The following is a 25658-nucleotide window of genomic DNA, read 5'->3' on the forward strand; positions in this document are numbered from 1 at the left end:
CTAGAGAAGAGATATCGTTCAGAAGGGATATTGGATGGAATGAAAAAGTTTGTAATTCTCGGAGGAGGTTATGGCGGACTGACCATAGCCTTAAACATGCTGGAAAAGGATTTACCGGAAGATACAGTACTCGAGCTTATTGACCGGTGCCCTTTTCAAGGACTAAAAACAGAATATTACGCGCTTGCTTCAGGTACAATTGCTGAAACACATATTCGAGTTGCTTACCCGGATGATTCGCGGTTGCTTCTAACTTATGGGGAAGTCTCGGCGGTCGATCTGAACAACAAGCAAATTCTATTTGAAGACAAAGAACCGATAACCTATGACTGGCTGGTTATCGGTCTGGGTTGTGTGGATAGCTATCACGGAATTATTGGTGCTAGGGAGAACTCTTGCAGCATCCAAACCCTAGCACAAACCCGTGCTACTTATCAAAGCATTAACGACATTGCGCCTTATGGACAAATCTCCATTATTGGAGGAGGGCTAAGCGGTGTTGAAATGGCTGCAGAACTGCGCGAAAGCCGGACTGATTTGAACATTCGCTTAATCGATCGCGGTCCAAGCTTATTATCTGCCTTCCCTAGCAATCTGCAGCAATACGTACGTGAATGGATGATGGAGCATCACATCGAACTGCGTACTCAAGTATCGTTGGTACGACTAGATGGCGGAGAATTGTACAACCAGGAAGAGATTATTAAAACAGATGCCACGATCTGGACAGCAGGCATTCAGCCTAATCCAATCGTAGAGGCTTTGAATGTGCCCAAAGACCGCCAAGGCCGTATTATGCTCAACGAGTATCACCAAATCCCAGATCATCAAGAAGTGTTCGTTGTAGGTGACTGTGCGTCCTTGCCGTTCTCTCCAAGTGCACAAGCCGCGCAAGCGCAAGGCAAGCAAATTGCTGAAGTGATGCAAGCGATTTGGAAAGGCGATACACCGCGTCTTGGTAAAATCAAGCTCAGAGGTACGTTAGGTTCATTGGGTAAAAAAAGCGGATTCGGCATCATGGGTAAACGTACGCTAATGACAGGTAAAATCGCTCGTATGCTCAAAAGCGGTGTACTGTGGAAGTCCAAACGCCACTTCGGATAAGATTAGTCACCCAGAAGATCGTACATCGCTTCAATTTCTTTTATTTTTTCTAAAATGCGTTCGTGGAGAAGATCTGCGCTTTCAGCTGCAATGATTTCGCCATTCAAGAGCGCGTAGGGTTCCATATAGCACTGTCCGCAATTGCCTAGACAGCCGTATTCAATGACGTCATAGTCAGGGTTTTGTTCCAAGGCTTTCATGACTTTATCGGTTCCATGGTGCATATTGCTGGCACAAAATTCAATGATTGGTCTCATAATAAAAATTCCACCTTATGATGATTTCAAGTTGAAAACCATTTTCATTTCAACATTATTGTAATATAATAATAAAAGAAAGGAGATGAATCAAATGACTGAAAAAACAAAAGAAGTAATTTATGATGAAGTCCTTGAGGTTTTAGATAAACTCCGTCCTTTTCTACAACGCGATGGCGGTGACGTAGATTTGGTTGATGTAGAAGACGGTGTCGTTAAGCTAAAACTTATGGGTGCTTGCGGTAGCTGCCCGAGTTCGACGATTACGTTGAAAGCTGGTATTGAACGCGCATTGGTAGAAGAAGTAGAAGGAATAACAGAAGTCGTACAGGTATTCTAATACGACTATATCATAAGAAAGAGCTTACCACTATGGTAAGCTCTTTTTGGTATATGAAAAGGACTAGTTTTTACGCTGGTTTAGCACCGGTAATGGCTGGATCGGATCCAACCCTCCGGAAATATCCATTATGTTCCCTGTAATGAAATCAGATGCGGGTAAGCAGAGGAAATCTATCACTCTAGCAACGTCTTCACCTGTTCCCGGTCTTCCCACCGGCGTTTCCCCATCCACTTCCAGACGTGCTTCCTGCATCGTCCTTTCTTTGTTCTTACCTCGAATATCACCAGGGCATATCATATTGACGGTAATCCCATGGCTTGCTTCTTCTTCAGCCAATGTCTTCGTAAAGGAAACTAAGCCAACTTTGGCTGCCGCGTACACAGCACGATGCGTCCAACCTCTAGCTTCAGCTGCCTTTCCGAATCCAAAATGGATAATTCGTCCCCAGCGTCTTTCCCTCATCATAGGCAGAACCATGTGATCCAGCTCCATGACACCTAACAAATTACCGCGCATGAGATATTCAATCTCATCGACGGCGTAGTCGGCGAAAAAGCGCCGCTCTCTGAAAAAAGGGCCGGCATTATTCACAAGAATATCAATCGGTCCGAGCTGGGATGCCGTTTCCTCCACCATACGGACAATGTCCTCGCGTTTAGCGACATCACCTTGGACGGCCACGCTCCGAACTCCCAAATCCTCTAAGCGAAGGACGAGTTCCGCGGCTTCCTTTTCACTATTTACGTAATTAACAGCTACCTGACAACCCCGTTGAGCTAGGGTTATGGCGGTCATTTTGCCCAACCCCTTGGCGCTGCCTGTAATAAGGACCGTTCGGCCTCTTAATTCCATGGTCCTCTTACCCCTTTGCAATACTTGCCGTAATATAAGAGAAAGCTATTGTTAAGGTTCGGCACACCATATCAAATCCCTGCTGGAGATCAGCGACATTCGTTTTGATATTTTCAACGTGAATATGATCTCCAGGGAACGGCACTTTTTGCATAAGATCATCCAGCATTTCTGCATTAATATAATGTATCTCCATATTTCGTTGATTGCGCAGTCGATCTAGCGGCGATTTATAATCCATTTTGAGGTCGTAAAGTTGGATCTCCAGCGGACCGTGAATCTTCTTTTCATGCATCCGGCGCAGTACAGTAAAGTACGAGAAACGTGACTTAAGAATCTCCGTTTTCAATTCAAATAGATCATTCATAAACGTGCCCAATTTGTCCAATATCGAAAACAGCCGAATGAAGGCATTTTTATAAAAGTAAACAAATCGATGATATGCTTCGATCTCTTGTGTGTTCATTTCCTCTAAAAAGGCTTTACTGATATGTTCCGCATAACGTTCGCAGCAATATTTACTTTGTTCCAACTCATCCAAAGCATCAATAAACCCCTTGCTCCAGATCGCTTGCCTATGATACTTGGGATACTCTGAAGTTAAGTGGCTATGCTCCTTGGATTCCAACAATTGAATAAACGTTCTCACCGCATTACCGGCGTCTAGAAGAAGTCCGCTATCTATTCGTTTCGGTTCGTTGAACAATACTCGCAGCATGGGCACACCCCCTTCTTGGCAAAATAGTGCAGAGAGATCCCGACCGGCAATCTGTATCTTAAGCGAACGGGAACGATAATAGAAGTAAGTATAGACCCATAGGATCGGAATCATACTTGCGAAGCGCAGCCCGTTAACCCCGCATGTGGATTAAAGGAACGAACCCGCTCCGACTCATGCGAAATATTCCTTCCAGCGGCTATCAACAAGATCAACGATATCTTGCCGCGGGAACAGCTCATCTGGGTAGCCCGGTTTCATACGAGCATCAATCACGATAGGAACCTCATAAGCAATGTGATGACGATTCACACTTGATTGTGCATACATATCACTTGCCGGATTGAAGCGCGTGAAGACGGTCCACAGGAATTTCGTTTGATCATGTGCGATGCCGCTGGCGTCATCCACTAAGATGACAAGCGGCCACTCTGTTAGACGGCTTGCCGCATTTGCCAGCAAGCGCTGGGGCAGTTCCGGTTCCGCCGCGTAAGACGCGCCTGAGACAAGCAGACAGCCGCCGCAGTAAACGGCGATGTCCTGGATCTCAGGCAGCTCACCTGCGGAGTAGGTCCTTGGCAGCTCGCGTACAGGATCACCTGTGCCGAGCAGTACCGCTTTGCTTCCGTGATTGAGTTGGCCACCTGTATAATCAAGCGTATCATGCGATGTTTTATTGAAAACGAACAAATCGCGGCCTGGGTCGAAACGCTCCAGCACCGTCTCCAGCAGCTGCGTGAAGTTAGCCAAGACCGTCGGCTGGTCCGTGACGATCAAGAACTTGGTGAGCGACAGTTGACCCTCACCCAGAATGCGGAACGCCGTGCCAAGCGCTTCACGGCTGTAACTCTCGCGGACGACGGCAGCTGCGAGCGGGTGGAACCCGGTCTCTGCATACGTCCACAGATCTTTAACCCCCGGCATCGCCATCGGAAAAGCGGGCTCGAGCAGTCTTTGCAAGAATTCACCAAGGAAGTAATCTTCTTGGCGCGGTTTGCCGACGATCGTCGCCGGATAGATCGCGTCTTTGCGGTGCCATACATGATTCACGTTGAACACGGGGAAATCATGGATGAGCGAGTAATACCCGAAGTGGTCGCCGAACGGCCCTTCAGGGCGTCTCAGATGCGGCGGTACGGAGCCGCATATTGCGAACTCCGCCTCGGCCACGAGGCGGTGCCCTCCATGGGGGTTGTCCACCATGGGGAGCTTTTGCCCGAGGATGAGCGAAGCTAGCATTAGCTCGGGCAGGTGCTCGGGCACCGGTGCGATCGCCGAGGCGATGAGCGCTGGCGGGCCGCCCAGGAACACGGTGACGGGCAGCGCTTGGTTACGCTTCTCGGCTTCATGATAGTGGAAGCCGCCTCCCTTATGTATTTGCCAATGCATCCCGGTGGTGAAGTCATCATAAACCTGCATGCGGTACATGCCTAGGTTATGATGACCGCCATCTGGATGCTCAGTGTAGACGAGCGGCAGCGTCACGAACGGGCCGCCGTCTTCTTGCCAGCTCGTCAGGACAGGCAGTCCTGCGAGCGGATTCTCACGCTTCAAGCCGCCGAGGATCGGCGCTTGGTTCGGTTGCACCTTCTTCGTTCCAACCTTCAGCAGGTCGAGAATAAGGGCTCTTTCGCCCCATAGTGCTTTGGGCGTCGGCGGCATCAACGTATTCGTCGCATTGATAACCGCTTTCATGAATTGCTCCGGTTTCGGACCGAACGCGAGATCGACGCGTCGTGTCGTTCCAAATAAGTTAGAGACAACAGGGAACGAGCTGCCTTTGACGTTCGTGAACAACAAGGCTGGTCCTTGCTCGTCGATGACACGGCGGTGAATTTCGGCGAGTTCCAAATTCGGGTCTACAGGAGCAGATATTTCGATCACTTGTTTTTCGCTGCGTAAAATGTCAAGAAAAGCTCGTAAGTTCGTTGGTACCATGTATGTTCCACCTTTTTACTGTGAGATAGTAGGCGCGTAAACGTAATAAAAGGAAATAGCCTTCCTTTAGAAGGCCTCCTCTTCCATATAAGCAGCCCTGCCATGCTTCCAAGGAGCTCGCCTGTCAGGCATTAAGCTTTGCGGTCATATAGCGTTAGTACACATAGATAACATAAGAATCCAAACATGCATGAGACAATAATCGCATGCAGCATGCCGGTAAATAAATAAGCGACTTCATTGCCCATCGACCAGGTCACAACAGCACCGCTAATTACTTGAAGCGACACTAAAATTAGCGCCCATTTGCTGCCAAGACGCAGCTTGTCTGAGCCATGATAATAACGTTTGGCTTGCAGGTAGAGAAACAGAATACAAATAAACAACAACAATGCCGCTACACGGTGGGTAAAAACGATACCGGTTGCCCCGCTGAGCTCAGGAACTACTTTCCCATTACATAGTGGCCAGCCTGAACATCCACCTGTTGACACTGTGTGACGTACAAACGCCCCCAGATAAACAACGACATAGCTGTAAACAGCCGTAATCCATACGAAGGCTTTAAAGCTGCTGCGAATGACCGTGTCTCTTTGAAATTGCCCCCATGAAGTAAACACAAGTGCTAGCAGCAAAGCAAATGCAAATGCCAGTAGCGATAGTCCGAAATGGAGTGCCAAAACGAGTGAGGATTGGGGCCATACGACGGCCAAAGCACCCATCGCTGCTTGAATCAGCGTCATCAAAACCGTACCGGAGATGAAAAATTTCGCATCTTTACGTTTCACATAACGAAATACTAGGAAGAATGTAGCAATCAGGATTAACGTTACAATCCCAACAACTAAGCGATGGCTGTACTCGATGAACGATGATATCGTATGCGCCGGAACGAATTTCCCATTACACAGCGGCCACTCATCTCCGCAGCCTCTGCCTGCGTCAGCCTTCGTAACCAAGGCGCCCATTGCAAGAATAAGAAACATGCCGATGGCCGAAAGATTCGCTAATCTTTGAATCAATTTTTGCATGATTGCACCTACTTTTATGTCGTTACTTCTGTTGATCATGTCGAATAAAGGAGTTTCGCTTTCAATTATAGCTTTAAAAAGATAGCAAATCCATTCGCAATTGTTACAAAGCTCCGAAACCACACGACAATACCGGCATGATGTAAAAATACAGCTAATTCCGTTTATTTCGGAGTCGAGCGCTAGTTGACAATCGCCAATATGAAAAAACGACTCCCCAAGGAGCCGTTTTTTTCATATTGGCGATTATGGCGCAAGTGCGCTGGATACCTCAAGAGCCCGGTCTAGGAACTGTTCAATTTCTTCGCGAGTTTTACGCAGTTTACTTACGAAACGAACGAGCTCTTGACCTCCACGGAAAGCAATAAAGCTCGGAATGCCAAGGATGTTCAACTGCTCACAGAGATCAGGTACTTCATCGCGGTCTAATTCAATGAACGTGATGCGACCAGCATAGGCTTCCTCCACAGCCGGCATGAAGGGTTCAATAAAATGGCAGTCATTGCACCAAGTTGCTTTGAATATGGCAACGGTCAACGTGGACTGCGAGATTTGTTCGTGAAAAGCTGGTTCATTGGAAACTTTAATCATAGCGAGCACCTCATTGCTTAGGAATTTATTAACTTATAGCATGCCCAAAAAATCGTGTCAAGATAAAAAAGTTGAAGCTATCTTGCGCTTTTTTTAATTTACATTTTTAGTAAAAAGTGATATCATATAAATATCAATTCGATATTTAATAAGAAAGGGTGTTGCAGGCATGAAAGAAACGAACGCATGGTCAATGAATGGATTTCTCGGATTATTGTTATTTGTTATAGGCGGCGGGGTGGGCGTCTACCTCCTTACGCAAGAGCATTTTGTACCAGGCGTTATTCTCCTTGTTCTCGGATTAGTCTTTGTTTCGACCATCACTGCAGTGCAGCCGAATGAAGCTTCTGTCATCACCTTCTTTGGCAGCTACATGGGTACGATTCGCAAGAGCGGCTTGTGGTTAATTGTTCCTTTTTCAACTAGAAAGAAAATTTCATTGCGTGTGCGCAATTTTAACAGTGTAAAACTGAAAGTGAACGATATCGAAGGAAATCCAATTGAGATTGCGGCTGTCATTGTGTTCAAAGTTGTCGATACGTATAAGGCTCTTTTCGATGTGGACAGCTATGAGAAGTTCGTGGAAATTCAAAGTGAAACGGCGCTGCGTCATGTGGCCAGTAAATATCCGTATGACCGCTTTGAAAGCGATGGGTACTCACTCAGGGGGAATGCGGATGAAGTTGCTGCTGAGCTTAGCCTTGAACTGCAGGAACGACTTTCCGTTGCGGGTGTTGAAGTCATTGAGTCTCGTCTGACTCACCTTGCCTACTCGACTGAAATTGCCAGTGCCATGCTTCAACGCCAGCAAGCTTCTGCTATTTTGTCCGCACGCCAAATCATTGTCGACGGGGCTGTCGGTATGGTGCAGATGGCCATCGCTCGGTTGGAATCCGAAGGTCTGCACCTGGATGAAGAGAGGAAGGCGGCCATGATTAACAATCTGCTTGTTGCGATTGTATCGGACCGCTCAGCGAGCCCGGTCATTAATACCGGTTCGTTGTATTAACGGGAACTGCTATGGCTCCTAAGAAAAACTTCGCACTCCGACTCGATCCCAAGCTCTATGAGGCATTGGAACGTTGGGCGGAGGATGAGTTCCGAAGCGTTAACAGCCACATCGAATATTTGCTGCGCGAAGCTCTTCATCGTACGGGACGTGTGACAAAGCCAGGACTCGAACAACCGAAAGCCGCTCCGGTAAAAACGGAAGAGTAATTTTAGACAGACCCAAAAATAAGCCTCCAAAACCACTCTAAAAGTGGAATTGAAGGCTTATTTTCAAATTGGTAAACTTGTCCTGATTTTCTCTATAACTCTCACATAGCAGCAAGCACTTTAGCTCACAATATAGGGACATGTTGATTACAGGGCCTGGATGGAGGATAACATTGTGGGAGAAACGGCTAAATCGGGAAAATGTAAGGATCGAGGTATGTGGGCTAAAATGAGGCTGCTCCCAAGCGCTTTATTGCACTTTGTTAATCCTATCAGGAAGAAGGCCGATGCTGTCCATGACCCCATTCCAGTCTCAAAGACATCCATTCGGCGACTTGAAGCTCTCTGGAAGTCACAATTGGAGTTTTCACAAGCGGGTGCAATCAGTCAGATGGCCTCCTCTGAGGAAAAGCTCATCTTGAACCGGATTAAAGATAAGACTCGGCATGAAAATCGAAATAATGTCACACGGACTGGGGCGTATTGGACCGCATACGAAGAAAATCCAGAGCTTCACTGGGCACTTCTTGCCCATATGGTTTCTCGCAATGGCGGTTGGTGCATGACAGACCTGCGCGGGGAGCTGCTGCCTCATTTATTAAACAAGACGATGACTGTGCACCTTTTTAATTTCCTGGAGCGAGCCAACGGCTTGATTTTTCATGATGCTTATCCGCAGCTGCTTCTTTATGCCGAGAGTAAAAAGCAGCAGCGAAGCTTGTTTCATCTGCTTCCTGCTTTGAACGTATCCGCATGGATGCAGCCGGTTTGGCAGGATTACTGGATGCATAATGAATCCGCCGTGCTTACCATTTCGCTCATCATTAACGAACAGAATTTCATCGAACAACGTGTTGTTCAGAATGCCTATTACCAGCAAACCGTTTTAAATACGCCGCTTTTCAAAAGCCAAGCATGGCTCCAGCTGAATCAAGTCGGGTTCCCTTTTTCCTCCCTCTTACAATCTGCTTCTAATCAAGATCCTTCTTCGCATTTAGCTGGACTCATTCTAGAGAATTTCGCTGATTTATCGGAACGCATCGAATTCGGGAAAAGTTTGTATGCCATTTTGTTTGGTGTTCCAGAGGTTTATCAGGGCGTATTAAGCTTTGCTGCTTCAACCTCCCACACGGGGTCGCGCGCTGACTATTGGCCGCACCTTTATACGCCAACAGGAAAAGCCTCCCCCGATAAAAAATATCAGGAGAGGCTAGATGGTTGTGTATGGAAGCCTGGTGCAGCTCCCCTGTACAGTCCTCCACTCGCTCAAGCATGGCCCGACCAACCGCTAGAGCTTGTACAACCCGGTGATTGGTTCATCGATCTAAGGAAACCGCTGCAGCACATGCGTGCGATTCCAGTTCCCGTTCCATTTGATATGACCAATGAAGTTTATTTTGGATTAAATAAGATTGAGCTCGCTATACGTGCTTCTGAGATGCTGTAGCTATAACCGGATTTTCTCAAGATTAAGATCGTTTCAATATCCGACTTGCTTTGGTAAGCAGCTTCTGCAGCGGAGCAGGAAAGCTCTTCACGTCGTCCTTCGTAACAACACGCGTAACCATCAGCAATAATGGATATAAAGCAGCCGTGAAGCCACAAACAAGTACAGCATTGATTCCTTCATTTAAACGGTAGAAGCTAGTTGGCTGCACATACGTATGAGTTAGCCATTCTCCCCCGAGACCTAGGATGACTATGACAACAATGGAAAGCAATAATCCGATGAAACGCCGTCCGAGAATCGTGAAATCGACTTCTTTTCGCAGCGAGCGCAAATTAAGCCAAGACATTGCGATAAAGCAAAGGCCTGTTGAGCCGATGATCCCGTAGATGCCAAACCACTTCGCAAGAAGGAAGCTCCCTGCTAGCTTAACCGCAATACCAACGGCAACGTGTATCATCAGCGGCTTCATACGGCCCATGCCCATCAGGACAGCGCCTGAAGTCTGCATAACGATTTGAAACATTGCGCCCAATGTAAGCAGTGATATCATATGAGGTCCGTGACTCATGCCAAATGCGGTATCCTCATGTCCGAACATGAAGAAGTCTAACGGACGAGCAGCAATGGCGATAACCAACACAGCAGGTAAACCAGAAAGAATCGAGAGTTGAAGCACCCTTGTTGTCTGATGGCTAACTTGCTTCATATCTTTGCGGGAATACGCTGATGAAATGATGGGAACGACTGATTGACTTAGCGCGATGGCCAAAATAATCGGAATTCCCGCCAGGGATTGGGCACGTCCTCCTATAATACCGACCAGCCCAAGCGCTTCACTCCGGCCGATTGTACCCTCTAAGAGTGGGATAATGATAGAAGTGTCGATGGCATAAACTAGGGTAACCGTCACCGAGAATATGACAATTGGAATCGACAACTTTAGAAGACTGCGATAGATCTCACTGTAAGATATTTGCTTTTGAAATTGTGTCGATTGGGCGCTTCCAGCTGCTGTCTCTTCTGCCGCAGCTTGAGAAACGTTCCTTTTCAGCGACAGAGCATCTCTACGTTTTAGCTTCATGGCATAGTAAAGCATAACGGCAAGTGCCGCTACTCCACCAATGACCCCACCGAAAGATGCGCCAGCCACACCCCAACCTAAGCTGATATTCAATAAAATAAATGCTAGTCCAATTGAGGTAACAAGCCTGAATATTTGTTCCACTACTTGCGAAATCCCGTTCGGCATCATGTTTTGTCTGCCTTGGAAATAACCGCGCATAATGGCAATGAGCGGGAAAAATAGCATAGCCGGCGCTATTGCGCGAGTAGCTAGTGTAGCATCCGGTCCACCATGCGATATTTGTTCAGCATAGATCGGAGCAAAGACATAAAGCAGTGCGGTCATGATGACTCCCGCTACGATTGCAAACCAGATCGCCGCACGATAAATACGTTTTGCTTCGGCTGGTCGTCCGATCGCATACTTTTCCGATACCATTTTGCTTAGCGCACTCGGGATACCCGCTGTTGCAACAACAAGTAAGATCGAGTATAGATTAAAAGCAATGGAATAGCTGCCCATTCCTTCCTCATGAAGCAGGTGCACCAGCGGAATACGCTGAAAAACGCCGAGAAACCGCGCTACAAGCGCGGCCACGGTGAGAATAAGCGTCCCTTTTACAAGAGAATCTTTCGTTTCCTTCGTCAAGTCCGTTCCTTCTCTCTGATCCAGTATTCATTCAATCATGCCATCTTTAATCAGAAAACCCAAATAAAAAAGAGGATAATCATCACCAGCTGCAGCGCAATTTTCACTGCACTGCTTGCAAAGAAACCGAGGACAGAGCCGACTCCGGCGCTAATCGCCTTTTTCCATGTCGTCCCGATGATGATTTCACCAATTACTGCGCCTAAAAATGGCCCAATGATTAAGCCGAAAACAGGGATAACAAAAGGCCCAACGATGAGACCAATTGTGCTTCCGATGATAGCCGCCTTCGAGCCTCCAAACTTCTTGACCCCTAAAGCCCCTACAGCGTAATCTGCCACCATGATGATGACGACAATGAGGGACTGTATGAGCCAGAACCAGAAGCCGAACGGCTCAAAGCTAACCAACCAACCATAGAGGAAGAAAGCTCCGTAAATCGCTAATACACCTGGAAGCACAGGATAAACAGCACCAATCATGCCAATCACAAATAATAGGATCACTAAACTCCAGCCTAAGGCTATCATTCTCAGCATCTCCCTCCATTCTTGACGAATGCGGTACCTTGTATTGGGCTTCTATGTCTGCAGCATGTAAGTTTGAATTATTTTAGCCACAGCATGTTCATTGTTGGTAACGGTTGTGATATCCGCAATACGCTTCACTTCATCCTGTGCGTTGCCCATGGCAACACCCAGACCAGCTTCACGAATCATCGAAATGTCGTTCTCACTGTCCCCCATCGCAATAACTTCGGACATCCGAATGCCTAGAAGCTGGCATACAGCCTCCACACCTCTAGCCTTTGTGATCCCTAATGGGTTTAGTTCAAGATTAGTCGGATGAGAGTTTGTTATTTCAAGTGTTCCCCATCCCTCTACGATGTTCCGAATTCGCTGCAATTTCGCAAGATTTTCTGTGAAAAACCCGAACTTTAACCATTCCTGACCGTCAAAGTCCAAGTCTTCACTCTCACGATTGAAGACGCCTTGCACCGAATAAGCCCACCACCAACTATCTTGCTCAAGTGCTATCGCGTGCAAATTGCGCACCGTTTCCGTAGGAAGCAGGGTTCGCTTTAGTAATTTATCAGGCGACTCCCACACTTCACTCCCATTCACCACGACAAGGGGCGTGGTAAGCCCCAATTCCTTGATGTAAGGCATGGCGCTAATTGCACCGCGCCCTGTTGACATGATAACAATCTTACCTTGCCTTGTGGCTTGCCTAATCGCTTCTTGATTCTCAGCTGATATTTTCTTGTCCTCGTCCAGCAGCGTACCATCCATATCGAGGGCAATTAATTTAAAGGGTCCCACGTTTCTCCCATCCCCTGTCTCTACGTCATTAGCAGACTTAGTAAGCAGCGAGCACTTTCTTAGGCAGTTCTTCCATGAAAGTCATATGCCAGAGGGCAAAAATATAGATAGTCCAGATGCGGCGAGCATAGTCGCCCTGACCATTGCGATGCTTATGCAGCATTCGTTCAACAGCGTCCATGTTGATGTAATCCTCAATCCCACTGGACTTAATTTGCTCCAGAAGCACATTGCCCATAGAACCTTTCACCCATTCGCGCAGAGGTACCGGGAAGCCCAGTTTCGGACGATTCAGAATCGGATCCGGAATGATACCTTCCATAGCTTTGCGGAAAATGTACTTCGTAGTACCGTTCGCGATACGGTACTTCGCCGGAATGCGGCGTGCCACATCGAACAGTTCCTTATCCAGGAAAGGAACACGCAGCTCAAGTGAATGCGCCATCGTCATCTTGTCAGCCTTCATGAGAATATCGCCAGGCATCCATAGATTCATGTCGATATACTGCATTCGGCTTACCGGATCGAGATGCTTCGTCTTGTTATAATAATCTCCAGCAATTTGAACTGGATTCTTATAGGCGCGCAGCATTTCGGAATCGAGTCGCAGCACTTCCGCTTTCATATCTTCGCTGAAGATTTTGGCATTGCCGAGGAAACGCTCCTCTAGCGGTGTCGTGCCGCGCAATACATAGTTGCGGCCTTTCACACTGCTTGGCAGCATCCGCGCGAAGCGGTTCAGCACTCGCTTCAGAGAAAGCGGCAGCTGGTCGATCGGACGCAGCGATTGCGGCTCGCGGTAAATGCGGTAGCCGCCGAACAGCTCGTCCGCGCCTTCGCCGGACAGCACAACCGTCACGTGCTCGCGCGCAAGCTGCGCCACGTGATAGAGGGCAATGGCCGAAGGATCGGCGACAGGCTCGTCCTGGTGCCAGATCGCCTTCGGCATCGTACCAAAGAAATCATCCTGCGTGATGATTTTATCGTAATGCTCTGTGCCTAGTGCCGCAGCTGTTTGGGCGGCAATCGGCGTTTCATTGTTGGCTCCTTCGAAGCCAACGGAGAACGTGCGGATCGGTTCGATATTCCGCATATGGGTTGCAATTGCCGTCGAGTCGATCCCGCTCGATAAGAAACACCCGCGTTCCACATCACTAACCATGTGGTGCTTGACGGAATCCTTCAACGTTTCACGGATTTGCTCCACATAATAGTCAAATGGACGCTCCTCCGGTTCAAACATCGGATCCCAATACTTATGTATGGACATTTCGCCGTCAAAGGTAACCTTCACGTAATGCGCAGGCGGAAGCTTATGTATGCCATGGAACATCGTGTTTGGCTCAGGAACATATTGAAATGTCAGATAGTTCAACAAGCTGTCCGTATGGATCAACCGGTTCATGCCATCCGCGGCAAGCAAGCTCTTAATTTCCGAGCCGAACAAGAACTGACGGTCATTAACATGATAATAAAACGGCTTAATGCCGAAGTGGTCTCTCGCTCCGAACAGCTGCTTCTTTTTCTTGTCCCAAATGACGAAGCCAAACATGCCGCGCAAGTATTTGACACATTCCTCTCCATACTCCTCATAGAGGTGAACAATAACCTCCGTATCGCTATGCGTGCGGAATTGGTGCCCACGTTCCTGCAGCATCCCGCGCAAAGATTTGTAATTATAAATTTCCCCGTTAAAAATAATCCACACGGAATCATCTTCATTTGCCAATGGCTGATGACCTTCTTGGATGTCAATAATGGACAAGCGGCGAAAGCCAAGACCAATCCGATTGTCCGTCCAAAAGCCGGAATCGTTAGGTCCCCGATGAACAATAACATCTGTCATTTGCTGCAACATAGCAAGAGTTGGTTCTCTATCTTCAAAATACATCACACCTGTAATACCACACATGGTGAAACTCACTCCTCCGTACCATTCATCAATCATTCTCTTGAACTACCGATACATTAGTATACCATATCTGTCCGCCATTCTGGAAATACGATGAAAGTACGTCATAAGCTAAGAACTATAGAAAGATGATGGAAATCAAAAGTCGTTTTAAAGAAGCGGATAACCGGTTTTTTTTCATACGTTTCCACCACCTTTCCTCTGTGCATAAAAGTTTACCTCGTGCAACTTTATAAGTAAAAAAGGTTCTTCCCCCTAAGTTAGAATATGCTTAAGGATGAAGAAACGTTCCTCCCTTAGTATAAAGCTTGCGATAAGTGAGCGGTGAACCGCGCTTATTCAAATTAAAAAAGAAGCTTGCCGCGGGCGCGGCGAACTTCTTTTTTTCCATCCTATGCAGATCTTACCAAGGCCTCTTCCCGCCGCCTAGCTTCGTTAGAATGCCATCGTTCGCAGCATCGTAAGCCTGAAAAATTTTAGCTGCTATCGGAGATGCCCCATAGCGCCCGAACCCGCCTTCTGGCACAACGACTGCTATCGCCAGCTTCGGATTCTCAACGGGAGCGAAGGCCACAAATACAGCGTTGTCGAGCGTACCTCCTGAGACGGCCTGTGTCGATGTACCTGTTTTCCGCGCCACATTATAGGGAAGATCCTCGATCCCTTCCGCTCCACTTTTCATTCCATGAATAATTGTGTTCCAGTCGCCCTTTGCAAACAAGGAGGTCGAATCTTCCATGACTTCTGGCTCGACTTTTTTGACCAGTTCACCTTCAAAGCTTCGAATTTCATCTACAAACAAGGGTTTCATTTTCTTACCTCTGCTGGCTAGTGTAGCAGCAAACTGAGCAAGCTGCAGTGTGGTCGTTTTCTCATTCTGTCCCCAAGAAGCGTATACCATAGCGGACTGATAACTATCTTTTTTAGCATTTTTAACAAAATCATTCGAACCCACACTCTCATTCGGCAATCCACTGCCTGTTTTGACACCGATACCGAATTTAGCTAAGTATTCTGCCCATTTATCGGTTACATTCTGGTCTTCCCCACCGTATTTTTTATAAAATGGAATACCCACCATAGCAGACATATACGTGTTAGAAGAATGTTCAATAGCACCAGAGGCGTTTAAAGCTCCATATGCAGTTTTCCCTGAATTTGAAATTGAACTTGTAGAGTTCGCCTTACCAAAAGAAAAACTCCCAGTATCATAGTAGATTTCGTTGGCATTGAAAAGATTCTCCGTTAAACCAATTAACACTGACAATGGCTTGATCGTTGATCCCATGAACACGATGGATGACGGGTGTTTAGGACGATCTTTATCCGTGTATTTCGGATACGCTGTTGTGATCGACCCATTGGCAATATATGATCCGATTTCATCTAATGTTGTCTGGGAAATCCCGCCCGTCCATTCATTCGAATTGTAGTCTGGGAAATTTGCCATCGTTACGACACGGCCAGTATCCACCTCCATCGCGACAGCATAACCAGCCTGGGCATTGGCGCCAAATTTGATAAAAGCGTCATTCCGGGCATATGGTGTATGCAGAAAGTCAATCTGATCCTTAATCGCCTTCTCAGCGGTTTTCTGAATATCCTTATTGATGGAGAGATACAAATTGTTACCTTTAGTCGGTTTCGTCACTGTAGCTCTGCCGATAATTTTCATCGCGGCATTAACAGGGTATATTTTGGAGCCGTTCTTCCCTCGAAGATCATCTTGATACATACGTTCGATACCGTCGAAGCCTACATTTTCAGTATCAAGATATTCCTTGCTGTTCGCATTATCTTTATACATATCCTTCGCTTTTTCCGTCGAGTAGCCTTTGAGATATCCAATTAATTGCGGAGCAATCGTCGTTGTTCCATCATCGTCCATTTCATAGGTTCGGATGCTTTCTTCCGTTACTTCCAGCCATTTGAATTCATCACGATGTTCTAGCAAATAAGCGATTTCCTCTTTGGACAAGTCAGTCTTAATTTTGCGAGGCACCCAGTAATAACTGGGATCCTTCACCTTATTTTTATTAATATCATAGCCAAGGTCCATAGAGAGTACGATTTCAGCCGGATCCAGCTTCTTGGAATCCTTTTTGCCGTATTTATCAAACACATCATTCTTTAGTTTGTAGGCCATGCGTATGACTTCATCTTTGTCCTGCTGTGACGGTTCGATCCGGAAAAACAAGGACTGCACGGGGATGGTATAGGCAAGAGGCGATTTTGTTGAATCATAAATGTTGCCGCGAATAGGAGCAATCTTGTTGGTCTGATTCGTATTCGTATTCTCTGCCGCTTTCAGATCTTTGGCTTGAACGAATTGTAAGATGGCCAGACGCACGATTAGGACAGAAAATAATAAAAACGTTATAAAGAAAAAAATATTGATCCGAAACGAAAAGTGCCGCTTTTTGGTAATTTCTTTTTTCTTCGGATCATCCATAATGGATGACTTCATCACTTCACAGATCCTTTCTTACTCAGGTGGCTTGTTCATGAAACAGTTCGAGCAGGGAACGAATGCCTTCCCCTGTATGATAGGAATAGCGGATAATTCGAACGGCATCGATACCGACCTGATTCGGCGCCCAAATATCATTCGTTTCATGATCGCCAATATAAAGAACATCCTTCGCCTCTAACCCAGCCCTATTCAAGGCAAGCTGGAAAATCGCCGGATCCGGCTTCTCTAGACCGACCTCTGTCGAAACGATAACGGGATCGAAATAATGCAATATTCCCTTATCTTCTAAGATGGCTTTCAAGGTAGGAGCAAAATTACTAATTATCCCGATTCGAAAGCCTTGAGCCTGCAGTTGGTCTAAGAATGGTTTCACATCTTCAAACAATTCATAATACTCTGGTGCCGTGAAAATATCGTATAGCTCATGGCAGCATTTGAATATCTCTTCCTCTGTCCATTCCTCATGAATGCCCAGTTTATGAAGCACATATTTATATAAGTTGACCCAGAATTCACGATCTGACTCCGGACTGCAAGCCACGAAATCATCCTGTTTATTAACATAATAAAAAAGACGAAAAGCTTCCGTAAAAAGTTCACTAATATGCGCTTCATCTCGATTCACAGAGCGCAGTTGTAAATACTGTTTCAATATCGTTTGGGCTGCGGGAATCGTCAGTAAAGTGTCCCCTGCATCTAAGTAAATCATCGGGTATTCCTGAATTGGTTTCCGCATACAAACTCCTTCACCTTAACTAAAAAATTGCACCTTATTAGTTTACCACATTTAATTAGCGATGAGAAAAACCTCCGTTATATATCCATCAATTCCCTTAGAAAAGCTACCATATAAACAGAAAGAAGCCTCCCCTTTGATCACTAAAGGAAAGGCTGCCTGCTTATCTTATAATAACAACATATCTAGGCATCCTTGACATGCGTTTGATCGAAGTTTGGCGGATTGAACCAGTTGCCACCACTTGCCACCCAAGTGGAATCTAAAGGCACCCAGCGGTCGGACTCTTTCAAGTAAACCTCATTCCAAGCGTGAGGTCCGTAGCTGCCCTGCCCGTCATAGCCTAGACCCGTCACAACTTTCACATCAAGGCCGATGGATCTGGCCATCTGGGCATATAACCTGGAGTAGTCTATACAAACCCCTTCTCGGGTGTTGAAGGTATCCTCTGGTGTCTGTTCCTTCCAGATCCGCTTCTCTTCATACAGCTTTACTTTATTCCAATCATATTGGATACGGCTGCCTACCCATTTGTACAACAGCTTGGCCTTCTCTTCATCCGTTTTACCGCTAACCGTTACTTCTTTGGCCGCATCTGCGATATTATTGGGAATCTTTGCGTCCAGAACTTCATACTTACGCTGTAGAATATTCGTAAATTCCTGTTCCACAGCACGTGTGAACACGGGCACCTTGTCTGCAATGAAATCACCTGTGAAAGGTGAAATAACCTCCTTAGCCCCTTTTTGATACATCTGAGACGACTCAATATAAGGTGTGACCAAAGAGTGCGGGAAAAGCGTCACATAAATAAACAGCACAGCAATAAGAATGAGCGCTCTAGCGAATCCGGCAACGGAACCAATGGCTCCGCCAGAAACTGAACTGATGAAGGAGTTGCTGCTCTCCCGATAGGGATTGCGTTCAGCCAGCCACGGCCCCATTAAAGGATCAACCAAAAGATTCAGGAATTGCTTAATGATCATATAACCGAGTAAAAACAATACACCAAAACGCAGCAAGGGGAAATCACGGATACTCGTCATGGCGGTATAGTAGGTTTGTTTAAGGAGGCCAATGTCTACCGAAGGAATTTGCAAATTCTGACCTTTCAACCAGGTTTGCATCAATGGCGAGACCAATTGAACGCCCTTCCACGCAATAAACATGGACAGAATGACGATGGCCGCCTCCACGAGCATGGAGAGGAGATGTTTAGCTGATCCAGATCCTCCTCGGAAAAACCCTTGAACGACAGAGCCTGCAAATGTGAGAACAATCAAGATGGATATTAGATTTATCGAAGATGCCTGTAACCAAGTCATATCCGTCATGATTTCTCACCATCCTCTCTGAATAAAGTTAATATCTTTTTACAGCTTTGCATTCTTCTTTGCTTGCTCGACGAAAGCATTAACCGCTGCGTTCGCGTTCATCTTGAACGATTTTCCAAGAAAGGTTACTTGGACTTCGTCCGAACCTGCCTTGCCTTCTACCTTCAAGCTCTTGGTTGTCACAATAAAGGAACCGTCGGGATTCGCTTTGAACTGGGCATCTTTGGCCTCAGAGGTCAATGTGCTAAGGGCCTTATCTTTCACTTCATCTCCGACTTGTGAAACCACGCTTGCCCCAATATCCTTTATTTTATCCTTATAACTAGCTCCATAAACGATGAGAGCCCCCACAATTGCGATAACTACAATCCATTTTACCACTGTTTTCACAATCCCAATTACGATAAAAAGCACAATAATAGCGGCCACAATTAAGTACCAACGATCCTGCGCAAATGAAATCCACTGATCCAATCCAACCCCTCCTATTTATCCAAAAGTCCCTTCCTATCATACTACAAGGGCTCCTTAGTCTTCATCTCTTTTTTTCCTTAACTGGGCTAACTTTCGTTCTATATCCTCCGTTTTATCGGCCCTGCCTCTTGTCTTGCGAAAAGACTGTCTCAACCGAAAAATCAGAAAAATAGCTCCACCAGCGAGCAAAACAATCACATATGAGTCCATCAAGTCCTCCTTAAACAGAATTGTGTCTTTTGTATGGAAAGGTCATATCCATGGGACGAGCGGCGTACATCTTAAGAAGAGACAAGACTAAATAATCGAGGTGGTGAGAACATGCGAACAGCAATTTGGTTGTACTTATTTATGTTTGTTGCTTTTTTCGATTTGCACGCGCAGTACCCCATCTTGTCGCCCTTCGCCTTATCCTTAGGAGCAGCTCCTTCTTTTATAGGGTTAATTATGGGCGTATACTCTATTACACACTTGCCCGGCAATCTAATCGCTGGCTATGGCGTGGACAAATACGGCAGTAAACTATTCATCGTCTTTAGCCTGATTGTAGCAGGGATCATCTTGCTTTTTCAATCTAATGTAAAAGATCCTTGGCACTTGCTATACATTCGATCGCTCAGCGGATTCGTACTCGCCTTCTTATCCCCTGCTTGCTTATCCTTACTTGCGCGTATTGCCAAAGACCGCATCCATCAGAGCAAGCTGATGGCAGGCAACGGTCTCATCCACACCCTAGCCTCTGTGGTTTCCCCCGCCGCAGGCGCTATCTTAGTTGCCAAAATCGGATTTACTACAGCCTTCTCCGTCTTGGGTTGGATTCTGATAATCACCGGCCTACTAGCCATCTTCGGTGTGAAAGAAAAGCAGCTATTGGGGCAAACATTGAGCAAATCCCCGGCTCTAGATCATCATGGTCACGGCATGTTGAATGATGAATCAGACCTTCCGGCCGGGCTCTCCATTCCATGGTTATTTTTTCTCATTCCGATGGCACTCTCCTGCTCGCAAGGCATTCTTTTCTTTGAGCTTCCGCTTATGAAATCAGCTAGAGAATCCATCCTCACGTCCGGCGTGTTTTTTACTTTAATCAGTTTAGGCGCCTTGTTAAGCATCAGCTTCTGGTTCTTAAATAAGGTGCCGCCGTTTATCCGAACGGTTAGCGGAAGCTTATCCCTTGCGGTTGTTTTCTTTGGATTAGCGATCAAGTGGCCCATCCCTCTACCTGTTTCTCTTTTCTTGATCGGTATGGCGAAAGGAGTCATTTATCCAGCCTTAGCTGCCCTCCTTGCCAGTATAACAAGCAGCAATCGATATGGCCGCGTCTTTTCCCTGCTTTCAATCTCCTACTCCATTGGCGCCTTTATCGGTCCAATGATGGCCGGACAGCTTCGCGACCACATATCTTCTTACTTTATCGCATTCTTCGTATTAATGCTGGCGCTTTCTCTCTTACCTCTGCGTACCTTTAAATCACCTGTCACGACGTAATTTCCCGATATTAGGACGGCTTGAGCTATCAAGCCGTCTTTGTGCTGTCAATACATGTCATTTCCCGGGAAATGACACCGCATAATTTGACCAATCGTCGAATGAAATCCTTGGATCACTTACGAAAACGGGTTATACTACAAAAAAACCTGAATAGAGGAGATCCCATGTCGATAGCTATCATTGTAGAAGGTAAAAACGACAAAAGCCGCTTAAGACGCGTGGTTGATGAAAGTGTCTTGATCCTCTGCACCTTTGGAACCCCTAGCTCATTAACTCTTGAAGAATTGAGAAAAAAAGTAGGACAAAGACAAGTTTTCTTATTTACCGATAATGACGCTTCCGGCAAAAAAATACGTTTCCTGCTGCGAGATACGTTCCCAGACTCCGAGCAAATTTATACGCGTAAAGGATATGCTGGCGTGGAAGGAACCCCCGAGGAATACATCATTCAGCAATTAGAAAAAGCAGGATTGGATGAGTATATTATATACCCTTCTCCAGATTCTGCTTATGAATAGTTAATGCTATGAAATTTTGATTTACTTCCCTTTAGATAGGGTCACGACATCTTTGACAATATGGTCTACATCGAGCTCTGGGTTGCTTGCATCATAATAATTGCGGAGATTTCCTTTCGGGTCAACCAGTAAAATTGCGTTCGAATGCGAGAAATTCCCGTCCTTCTCTTTAATCACCATAATACCGAAATCTTCCGCAAGTTTGTGAATCTTAGCTTCCTCACCCCGGAGGAACATCCACCCTCTTGGATCTGGCTTGGATTCGAATTTGTTTCCAAACTCCTTGAGCACCGCTGGCGTATCTCGGTTAGGATCAACCGTTATTGATATAATTTCTGCCTTCGTACCAAATAAATCTTTTTTCTTCAAAGATTCCTGTACTTGTGTAAGCAAGAAGGTAGTCGGCATACAAACATCCGGGCAGAAAGAGTAGAAGAAATACACTAGTCTAACCTTGCCGTCTGTATCTTTAGAAGCAACCGGTTTACCGTCTAAGTCCTGAAGTTGAAAAGAAGGAGCTTGTTTCATCGCCGTTAAACGTTGGTCAGGCTCACTGCTGTTCGCCCACAATTTATAAGCAAATGAAGCAATCATGGCAAGTAATATAGCGCCTAGCGCTAGCTTGAACCAATTTTTTTCAAAAAACGTACTCATCACGTCGCCTCAATTCTAACTAATCTTCACAGTATCAACAACCATGAGGATTGATAAAAGTGTCAAATACATAATAGAGAAAAGAAACATGCGCTTAGCCCATACCACTTCAGCCTCACCTGTTGCCTTGAAACCTTTGACACTCATAAACATCCAAATCAATCCTAAGATCGTGGATCCGATCAAAAACAGATAACCCACATAGCCGTAAGCCGTTAACATCACAGTTACAGGTACAAGTAAAACAACATAACGCACCATGCTAATCTTGGTCACAAAAGAACCCTTGACTACAGGTAAAAGCGGGAAACCTGCAGCGCGATATTCTTCCATACGGCGAATTCCAAGCGCCCAAAAATGCGGAGGCTGCCACAGGAATAAGAAAGCAAAAATCAGAATCGCACCTAAATCGACCGTTCCGCTTACCGCGCAGTACCCAATAACTGGAGGCGTGGCACCAGAGAAAGCACCAACGAATGTACTCCATACCGATGTTCTTTTGAACCACGCCGTATAGAGCCATACATATAAGAACAGTCCAAGCAAACCGATTAATGTAGCGAGAGGAGAATTCGCGCCAAAGTATAAGACACCCAAGCCGATCGTTCCTAAAATAATACCGTACCAGAGTACGACATTCGCACTTAGTCTCCCGCTTGGAAGAGCTCTGTTCTGCGTGCGCTCCATTTTCGCATCCATTTCACGGTCCAAGTAATTGTTAAGAACCGTTCCGCCTGCCATCACTAGGGCTGTGCCCAGCATTGTCATAATAAGGTGCGTCCAACTCACATCCCAACGTGCTGCAACCCAATAGCCCGCAAAAGCTGTCATTAAATTGGAATAAATAATGCCTGGCTTCACCAAGCGATAAAAATCTTTCAAAGTCACAGGCTCTGCCGATGATTGCTTATGGCTAGCATCTATGGATTCGGTTCCAACAGACCCTTGTGACGAACCGTTCGAAACGCTTTCGTAGCTTGCTTGATTTTCCACGTAATTGCCCTCCTCTATGTTGAACTTCCGAACTAATTGAATTATGAACACATTCATCATACCAACCCATACACCGTTTGACAATGAAGTGCAGCCAGTTGTCATGATATTGTCGATTCTCCTTCCAGTATGCGTGGAAAATGATCTACCCATTCGATTCCAATCAAAAAGGAGCCCACTGGGCTCCTTATGAATGCTTATTTATTAACCATCAACGGGGTTAATGCCAATAAGCTGCGGCGAATATCATGCCAAGCTTTCGTTAAGATAAACTGCAATTCCCAAGCATGTCTCCCCATAACCGAGACGATCAGACCATATTTATGCGTAAGACTGGCTCCGATACGAACCTGGACGCCTTCAAGCCTTTCAAGACGCTCCCGAATGCCTTCGAGATGCCGGTGTTTGAGGCGATCCGAATAAATGTACAGATTACCAAGGTGGGTTTCCTGCTCCCAGCACCCAGGAGCTGTCAGCTGCATCGTTTGAGGTTCAATTCTTTGGTTCTGATAGAAAATCAATTCATTGCCGTACCAGACTTTCATCCGATTAGTATAACGGGCGTACTGAAAGATTTCACCCCGCTGCGTTCGCCCCGGACATACTATATCCGAGAAAATGAATGCAGACCCTGGTGATAAATGAACGTCCATGTCAGCGGATAAGCTGGCATCCTTATAGAGCATCAATGGCTCTGGGATGTATTCCAGCATCGCGCCTGCTTCCAAATGCAGCGTCTGGCACTGCGTGCTTCCTTGATTAATCTGTGACGGATGAACCTTCGTGAACGATTGGTTCGTTAGAAAAACATGTGCACCCTCTCCAAGGCTTACGTTGATTTCGTAATGATCTCCCGACATGAGTCCCGGGGAGCAGTCCATCAAATAGACGCCCAGTTGTTCTGTAGGCTGGGCGCCCTCGATAATCGCTTCGTTCTCGTAACGAAACGTTTTGGCGATTTTGAGCGGGGAGGCGTGGTATTTGTGGACGAGCCGCGTAGAGCCGCTGCATACCGCAAATTGAGCCGTAATCTCCCCGGTCACCCTAGGCATGGCTGAACTCCTGCTCCACCCATGTGACAATGTCATCCAACCCTGTACCGCCCATAAGGTTTGAGAAAATATAAGGACGGTCGCCGCGCATCTTCTTCGTGTCCGAATCCATCACTTCCAGGCTGGCGCCAACATATGGGGCTAGATCGATTTTGTTAATAATGAGCATATCTGAACGCATGATGCCTGGACCGCCTTTACGCGGGATTTTCTCGCCTTGTGCCACATCAATAATATAGATGAAACGATCCACCAGCTCCGGACTAAAAGCTGCAGCCAAGTTGTCGCCACCGCTCTCGATGAAAATAATATCGAGATTCTCGAATCGCTGCTCCAGCTCTTCAATGGCTTCGAAATTCATCGAAGCATCTTCCCGGATGGCCGTATGCGGGCAGCCGCCTGTCTCCACCCCGATAATACGATCCTCAGGCAGCGCCTCGGAGCTAATCAGAATGCGGGCATCTTCCTTCGTATAAATATCATTCGTAATCACCGCAATACTGTATCGGGTGTTAAGTTTCCGAGCAAGACGCTCCACCAATGCTGTTTTGCCGGAGCCCACGGGTCCGCCGATACCAATACGCATTGGGCGACTTCGATCCACAGCTGGTTTCTCCCAGTGGTCGTGATGATGACCTTGACCTTGACCTTGACACATCGTCATTCCTCCTCAAATTGGATTAGGGCATTACTTACCCCTATGAACACTAAGACATGAATAATCGCGAATATAGTGTTTCGTGCTGCATCATAGCCAGGTCTGCAGCCGGCGAATTCGTATACGCATCCAAAGGATCTAAATGCGCGACTCGCTGCCACTCGCTTCCGGTCAGGGGAACCAGCTTCGCTAGCAGGATCTGTCCTTGAGTTTGCCCCATGGACATGAGTCTGAGCGCGCTGTTGATACAGGTCATAATGCAGCTGTATAGATAGCCTTCCGCCGCTCGATCCAGCGGTACGCCCAAGTGATAGCTCACCCATCCGTGAACAATCGGATGATTGGAGCTGCAGCGCCCGGCCTTTACAGCCTCATCAAGTGGCAGCCAGTTCAGCTCGGGGTACATCGAACGCGACAGTTGAAGCAGCCTGCGCCCCATCTTTTGAATGCCGCTCCTTGCTTCACTAGACACACGCTGCACATGCAGCATATGGTCGATAGCCCAAAGCTGATCCCATTCCTGTTTAGGAATATGGTTGTAGGCTGCTTTGATAACCATCGCATCAGACGATGCCCAGCTATTTGCGAGCATCGTTCCAATATAGGATTCAAGTTCCTCAACCGTTTCTAATCTCCCTTGCTGAACAAGCGTTTCTAAGCCAAAGGAATGAGAGAACCCTCCAATAGGTAAGGCCGAGTCCAGAAGCTGCTGATAGGCGAGCCAGTGGAACTTCGGAATTGAATCCGCTTTTGATGTGGTCGTCTCGGGTATTATCTTCTCTATTGTTTTTGTCGCAGTTGTTGTGGTCGTTCTGGTAGCCATCATTG

At 46.5% G+C, this 25658-nt stretch carries 27 protein-coding genes; 7 read left to right on the plus strand and 20 right to left on the minus strand.

The window, feature by feature from the left end; translation table 11 throughout:
• The first annotated feature begins 39 nt into the window (after positions 1-39).
• Entirely contained in the window at positions 40-1104 is a 1065-nt protein-coding gene (locus tag BLT91_RS20295; RefSeq protein ID WP_090824271.1) for an NAD(P)/FAD-dependent oxidoreductase, read from the plus strand.
• 2 nt (positions 1105-1106) lie between these two features.
• Here BLT91_RS20295 and BLT91_RS20300 read toward each other — a convergent pair whose 3' ends face one another.
• Complete coding sequence (locus BLT91_RS20300) at positions 1107-1361, minus strand: YuzB family protein (RefSeq protein ID WP_090824273.1); 255 nt, start codon at positions 1359-1361, stop codon at positions 1107-1109.
• A gap of 94 nt (positions 1362-1455) precedes the next feature.
• On the opposite strand from BLT91_RS20300, the gene BLT91_RS20305 reads away from it, so the two are divergent.
• Positions 1456-1701 (plus strand): NifU family protein, encoded by a 246-nt coding sequence (locus BLT91_RS20305; RefSeq protein ID WP_029194781.1) that lies wholly within the window; start codon positions 1456-1458, stop codon positions 1699-1701.
• Positions 1702-1764: 63 nt separating this feature from the next.
• Here the strand turns inward: BLT91_RS20305 and BLT91_RS20310 are convergent, their stop codons facing one another.
• From BLT91_RS20310 to BLT91_RS20330, 5 genes are all read right to left on the minus strand, one after another.
• Positions 1765-2556, minus strand: coding sequence for an SDR family oxidoreductase (locus tag BLT91_RS20310; RefSeq protein ID WP_090824275.1), 792 nt, complete (start codon positions 2554-2556; stop codon positions 1765-1767).
• Between the two features lie 7 nt (positions 2557-2563).
• A complete protein-coding gene (locus BLT91_RS20315) occupies positions 2564-3274 on the minus strand; it encodes a Cthe_2314 family HEPN domain-containing protein (protein WP_090824276.1) in 711 nt (236 codons plus the stop codon).
• 174 nt (positions 3275-3448) lie between these two features.
• Positions 3449-5212: a UbiD family decarboxylase gene (locus BLT91_RS20320; protein ID WP_090824278.1), complete on the minus strand. Its 1764-nt coding sequence runs from the start codon at positions 5210-5212 to the stop codon at positions 3449-3451.
• Positions 5213-5343: 131 nt separating this feature from the next.
• A complete protein-coding gene (locus BLT91_RS20325) occupies positions 5344-6243 on the minus strand; it encodes a COX15/CtaA family protein (RefSeq protein WP_090824280.1) in 900 nt (299 codons plus the stop codon).
• A 246-nt stretch (positions 6244-6489) separates the two neighbouring features.
• Complete coding sequence (locus tag BLT91_RS20330) at positions 6490-6843, minus strand: thioredoxin family protein (RefSeq protein ID WP_302847525.1); 354 nt, start codon at positions 6841-6843, stop codon at positions 6490-6492.
• Positions 6844-7003: 160 nt separating this feature from the next.
• Here BLT91_RS20330 and BLT91_RS20335 point away from each other — a divergent pair, with 160 nt between their 5' ends.
• The 3 genes from BLT91_RS20335 to BLT91_RS20345 all read left to right on the plus strand — a co-directional run bounded on the left by BLT91_RS20335 (position 7004) and on the right by BLT91_RS20345 (position 9499).
• On the plus strand, positions 7004-7843 hold the full coding sequence (locus tag BLT91_RS20335) for an SPFH domain-containing protein (RefSeq protein ID WP_090824284.1): 840 nt from the start codon (positions 7004-7006) through the stop codon (positions 7841-7843).
• An 11-nt stretch (positions 7844-7854) separates the two neighbouring features.
• On the plus strand, positions 7855-8052 hold the full coding sequence (locus BLT91_RS20340; RefSeq protein ID WP_090824286.1) for a type II toxin-antitoxin system antitoxin: 198 nt from the start codon (positions 7855-7857) through the stop codon (positions 8050-8052).
• Positions 8053-8227: 175 nt separating this feature from the next.
• Complete coding sequence (locus tag BLT91_RS20345; RefSeq protein ID WP_175532426.1) at positions 8228-9499, plus strand: DUF2515 family protein; 1272 nt, start codon at positions 8228-8230, stop codon at positions 9497-9499.
• A gap of 22 nt (positions 9500-9521) precedes the next feature.
• Here the strand turns inward: BLT91_RS20345 and BLT91_RS20350 are convergent, their stop codons facing one another.
• The 9 genes from BLT91_RS20350 to BLT91_RS31780 all read right to left on the minus strand — a co-directional run bounded on the left by BLT91_RS20350 (position 9522) and on the right by BLT91_RS31780 (position 19674).
• The gene (locus tag BLT91_RS20350) at positions 9522-11213 is read right to left on the minus strand and encodes a putative polysaccharide biosynthesis protein (RefSeq protein ID WP_090824289.1); all 1692 of its coding nucleotides are present in this window, start codon (positions 11211-11213) and stop codon (positions 9522-9524) included.
• A 50-nt stretch (positions 11214-11263) separates the two neighbouring features.
• Positions 11264-11743: a DUF456 domain-containing protein gene (locus BLT91_RS20355; RefSeq protein WP_090824291.1), complete on the minus strand. Its 480-nt coding sequence runs from the start codon at positions 11741-11743 to the stop codon at positions 11264-11266.
• Positions 11744-11794: 51 nt separating this feature from the next.
• A complete protein-coding gene (locus BLT91_RS20360) occupies positions 11795-12535 on the minus strand; it encodes a Cof-type HAD-IIB family hydrolase (RefSeq protein ID WP_090824293.1) in 741 nt (246 codons plus the stop codon).
• 37 nt (positions 12536-12572) lie between these two features.
• Entirely contained in the window at positions 12573-14447 is a 1875-nt protein-coding gene (asnB, locus tag BLT91_RS20365; RefSeq protein ID WP_090824295.1) for an asparagine synthase (glutamine-hydrolyzing), read from the minus strand.
• A 403-nt stretch (positions 14448-14850) separates the two neighbouring features.
• Positions 14851-16914, minus strand: coding sequence for a peptidoglycan D,D-transpeptidase FtsI family protein (locus BLT91_RS20370; RefSeq protein ID WP_090824297.1), 2064 nt, complete (start codon positions 16912-16914; stop codon positions 14851-14853).
• A gap of 22 nt (positions 16915-16936) precedes the next feature.
• Positions 16937-17656: an HAD-IA family hydrolase gene (locus BLT91_RS20375; RefSeq protein WP_090824299.1), complete on the minus strand. Its 720-nt coding sequence runs from the start codon at positions 17654-17656 to the stop codon at positions 16937-16939.
• Positions 17657-17841: 185 nt separating this feature from the next.
• A complete protein-coding gene (locus tag BLT91_RS20380) occupies positions 17842-18990 on the minus strand; it encodes a transglutaminase domain-containing protein (protein ID WP_090824301.1) in 1149 nt (382 codons plus the stop codon).
• Positions 18991-19029: 39 nt separating this feature from the next.
• A complete protein-coding gene (locus tag BLT91_RS20385) occupies positions 19030-19464 on the minus strand; it encodes a hypothetical protein (RefSeq protein ID WP_090824303.1) in 435 nt (144 codons plus the stop codon).
• A gap of 54 nt (positions 19465-19518) precedes the next feature.
• Positions 19519-19674 (minus strand): hypothetical protein, encoded by a 156-nt coding sequence (locus BLT91_RS31780; protein WP_175532427.1) that lies wholly within the window; start codon positions 19672-19674, stop codon positions 19519-19521.
• 111 nt (positions 19675-19785) lie between these two features.
• Here BLT91_RS31780 and BLT91_RS20390 point away from each other — a divergent pair, with 111 nt between their 5' ends.
• Together BLT91_RS20390 and BLT91_RS20395 are read left to right on the plus strand one after the other, a co-directional pair.
• On the plus strand, positions 19786-20952 hold the full coding sequence (locus BLT91_RS20390) for an MFS transporter (protein ID WP_090824305.1): 1167 nt from the start codon (positions 19786-19788) through the stop codon (positions 20950-20952).
• A 167-nt stretch (positions 20953-21119) separates the two neighbouring features.
• On the plus strand, positions 21120-21473 hold the full coding sequence (locus BLT91_RS20395) for a toprim domain-containing protein (protein WP_090824307.1): 354 nt from the start codon (positions 21120-21122) through the stop codon (positions 21471-21473).
• A gap of 21 nt (positions 21474-21494) precedes the next feature.
• On the opposite strand, the gene BLT91_RS20400 is transcribed toward BLT91_RS20395, so the two are convergent.
• From BLT91_RS20400 to BLT91_RS20420, 5 genes are all read right to left on the minus strand, one after another.
• Positions 21495-22127, minus strand: a complete 633-nt coding sequence (locus tag BLT91_RS20400) for an SCO family protein (RefSeq protein WP_090824308.1) — start codon at positions 22125-22127, stop codon at positions 21495-21497.
• A gap of 15 nt (positions 22128-22142) precedes the next feature.
• Positions 22143-23120: a heme o synthase gene (gene cyoE / locus BLT91_RS20405; protein WP_254777040.1), complete on the minus strand. Its 978-nt coding sequence runs from the start codon at positions 23118-23120 to the stop codon at positions 22143-22145.
• 197 nt (positions 23121-23317) lie between these two features.
• Positions 23318-24172 carry an urease accessory protein UreD gene (locus tag BLT91_RS20410; protein WP_175532428.1) on the minus strand — a complete coding sequence of 285 codons (855 nt, stop codon included), beginning with the start codon at positions 24170-24172 and terminating at the stop codon, positions 23318-23320.
• The gene (gene ureG, locus BLT91_RS20415) at positions 24165-24830 is read right to left on the minus strand and encodes an urease accessory protein UreG (RefSeq protein WP_090824312.1); all 666 of its coding nucleotides are present in this window, start codon (positions 24828-24830) and stop codon (positions 24165-24167) included. Before ureG ends, BLT91_RS20410 begins: the two co-directional genes overlap by 8 nt.
• A gap of 49 nt (positions 24831-24879) precedes the next feature.
• Positions 24880-25656: an urease accessory protein UreF gene (locus tag BLT91_RS20420; protein ID WP_254777041.1), complete on the minus strand. Its 777-nt coding sequence runs from the start codon at positions 25654-25656 to the stop codon at positions 24880-24882.
• Positions 25657-25658 lie beyond the last annotated feature (2 nt).

Source organism: Paenibacillus sp. yr247, from assembly GCF_900103825.1.
Taxonomy (GTDB): domain Bacteria; phylum Bacillota; class Bacilli; order Paenibacillales; family NBRC-103111; genus Paenibacillus_E.

Bases quoted from the DNA above. Each gene is read 5' to 3' on its own strand.
- BLT91_RS20295 (WP_090824271.1), top strand. From the start codon at position 40: ATGAAAAAGTTTGTAATTCTCGGAGGAGGTTATGGCGGACTGACCATA.
- BLT91_RS20300 (WP_090824273.1), bottom strand. From the start codon at position 1,361: ATGAGACCAATCATTGAATTTTGTGCCAGCAATATGCACCATGGAACC.
- BLT91_RS20305 (WP_029194781.1), top strand. From the start codon at position 1,456: ATGACTGAAAAAACAAAAGAAGTAATTTATGATGAAGTCCTTGAGGTT.
- BLT91_RS20310 (WP_090824275.1), bottom strand. From the start codon at position 2,556: ATGGAATTAAGAGGCCGAACGGTCCTTATTACAGGCAGCGCCAAGGGG.
- BLT91_RS20315 (WP_090824276.1), bottom strand. From the start codon at position 3,274: ATGCTGCGAGTATTGTTCAACGAACCGAAACGAATAGATAGCGGACTT.
- BLT91_RS20320 (WP_090824278.1), bottom strand. From the start codon at position 5,212: ATGGTACCAACGAACTTACGAGCTTTTCTTGACATTTTACGCAGCGAA.
- BLT91_RS20325 (WP_090824280.1), bottom strand. From the start codon at position 6,243: ATGCAAAAATTGATTCAAAGATTAGCGAATCTTTCGGCCATCGGCATG.
- BLT91_RS20335 (WP_090824284.1), top strand. From the start codon at position 7,004: ATGAAAGAAACGAACGCATGGTCAATGAATGGATTTCTCGGATTATTG.
- BLT91_RS20340 (WP_090824286.1), top strand. From the start codon at position 7,855: ATGGCTCCTAAGAAAAACTTCGCACTCCGACTCGATCCCAAGCTCTAT.
- BLT91_RS20355 (WP_090824291.1), bottom strand. From the start codon at position 11,743: ATGATAGCCTTAGGCTGGAGTTTAGTGATCCTATTATTTGTGATTGGC.
- asnB (WP_090824295.1), bottom strand. From the start codon at position 14,447: ATGTGTGGTATTACAGGTGTGATGTATTTTGAAGATAGAGAACCAACT.
- BLT91_RS20370 (WP_090824297.1), bottom strand. From the start codon at position 16,914: ATGAAGTCATCCATTATGGATGATCCGAAGAAAAAAGAAATTACCAAA.
- BLT91_RS20375 (WP_090824299.1), bottom strand. From the start codon at position 17,656: ATGCGGAAACCAATTCAGGAATACCCGATGATTTACTTAGATGCAGGG.
- BLT91_RS20380 (WP_090824301.1), bottom strand. From the start codon at position 18,990: ATGACGGATATGACTTGGTTACAGGCATCTTCGATAAATCTAATATCC.
- BLT91_RS31780 (WP_175532427.1), bottom strand. From the start codon at position 19,674: ATGGACTCATATGTGATTGTTTTGCTCGCTGGTGGAGCTATTTTTCTG.
- BLT91_RS20390 (WP_090824305.1), top strand. From the start codon at position 19,786: ATGCGAACAGCAATTTGGTTGTACTTATTTATGTTTGTTGCTTTTTTC.
- BLT91_RS20395 (WP_090824307.1), top strand. From the start codon at position 21,120: ATGTCGATAGCTATCATTGTAGAAGGTAAAAACGACAAAAGCCGCTTA.
- BLT91_RS20400 (WP_090824308.1), bottom strand. From the start codon at position 22,127: ATGAGTACGTTTTTTGAAAAAAATTGGTTCAAGCTAGCGCTAGGCGCT.
- BLT91_RS20410 (WP_175532428.1), bottom strand. From the start codon at position 24,172: ATGCCTAGGGTGACCGGGGAGATTACGGCTCAATTTGCGGTATGCAGC.
- ureG (WP_090824312.1), bottom strand. From the start codon at position 24,830: ATGTGTCAAGGTCAAGGTCAAGGTCATCATCACGACCACTGGGAGAAA.
- BLT91_RS20420 (WP_254777041.1), bottom strand. From the start codon at position 25,656: ATGATGGCTACCAGAACGACCACAACAACTGCGACAAAAACAATAGAG.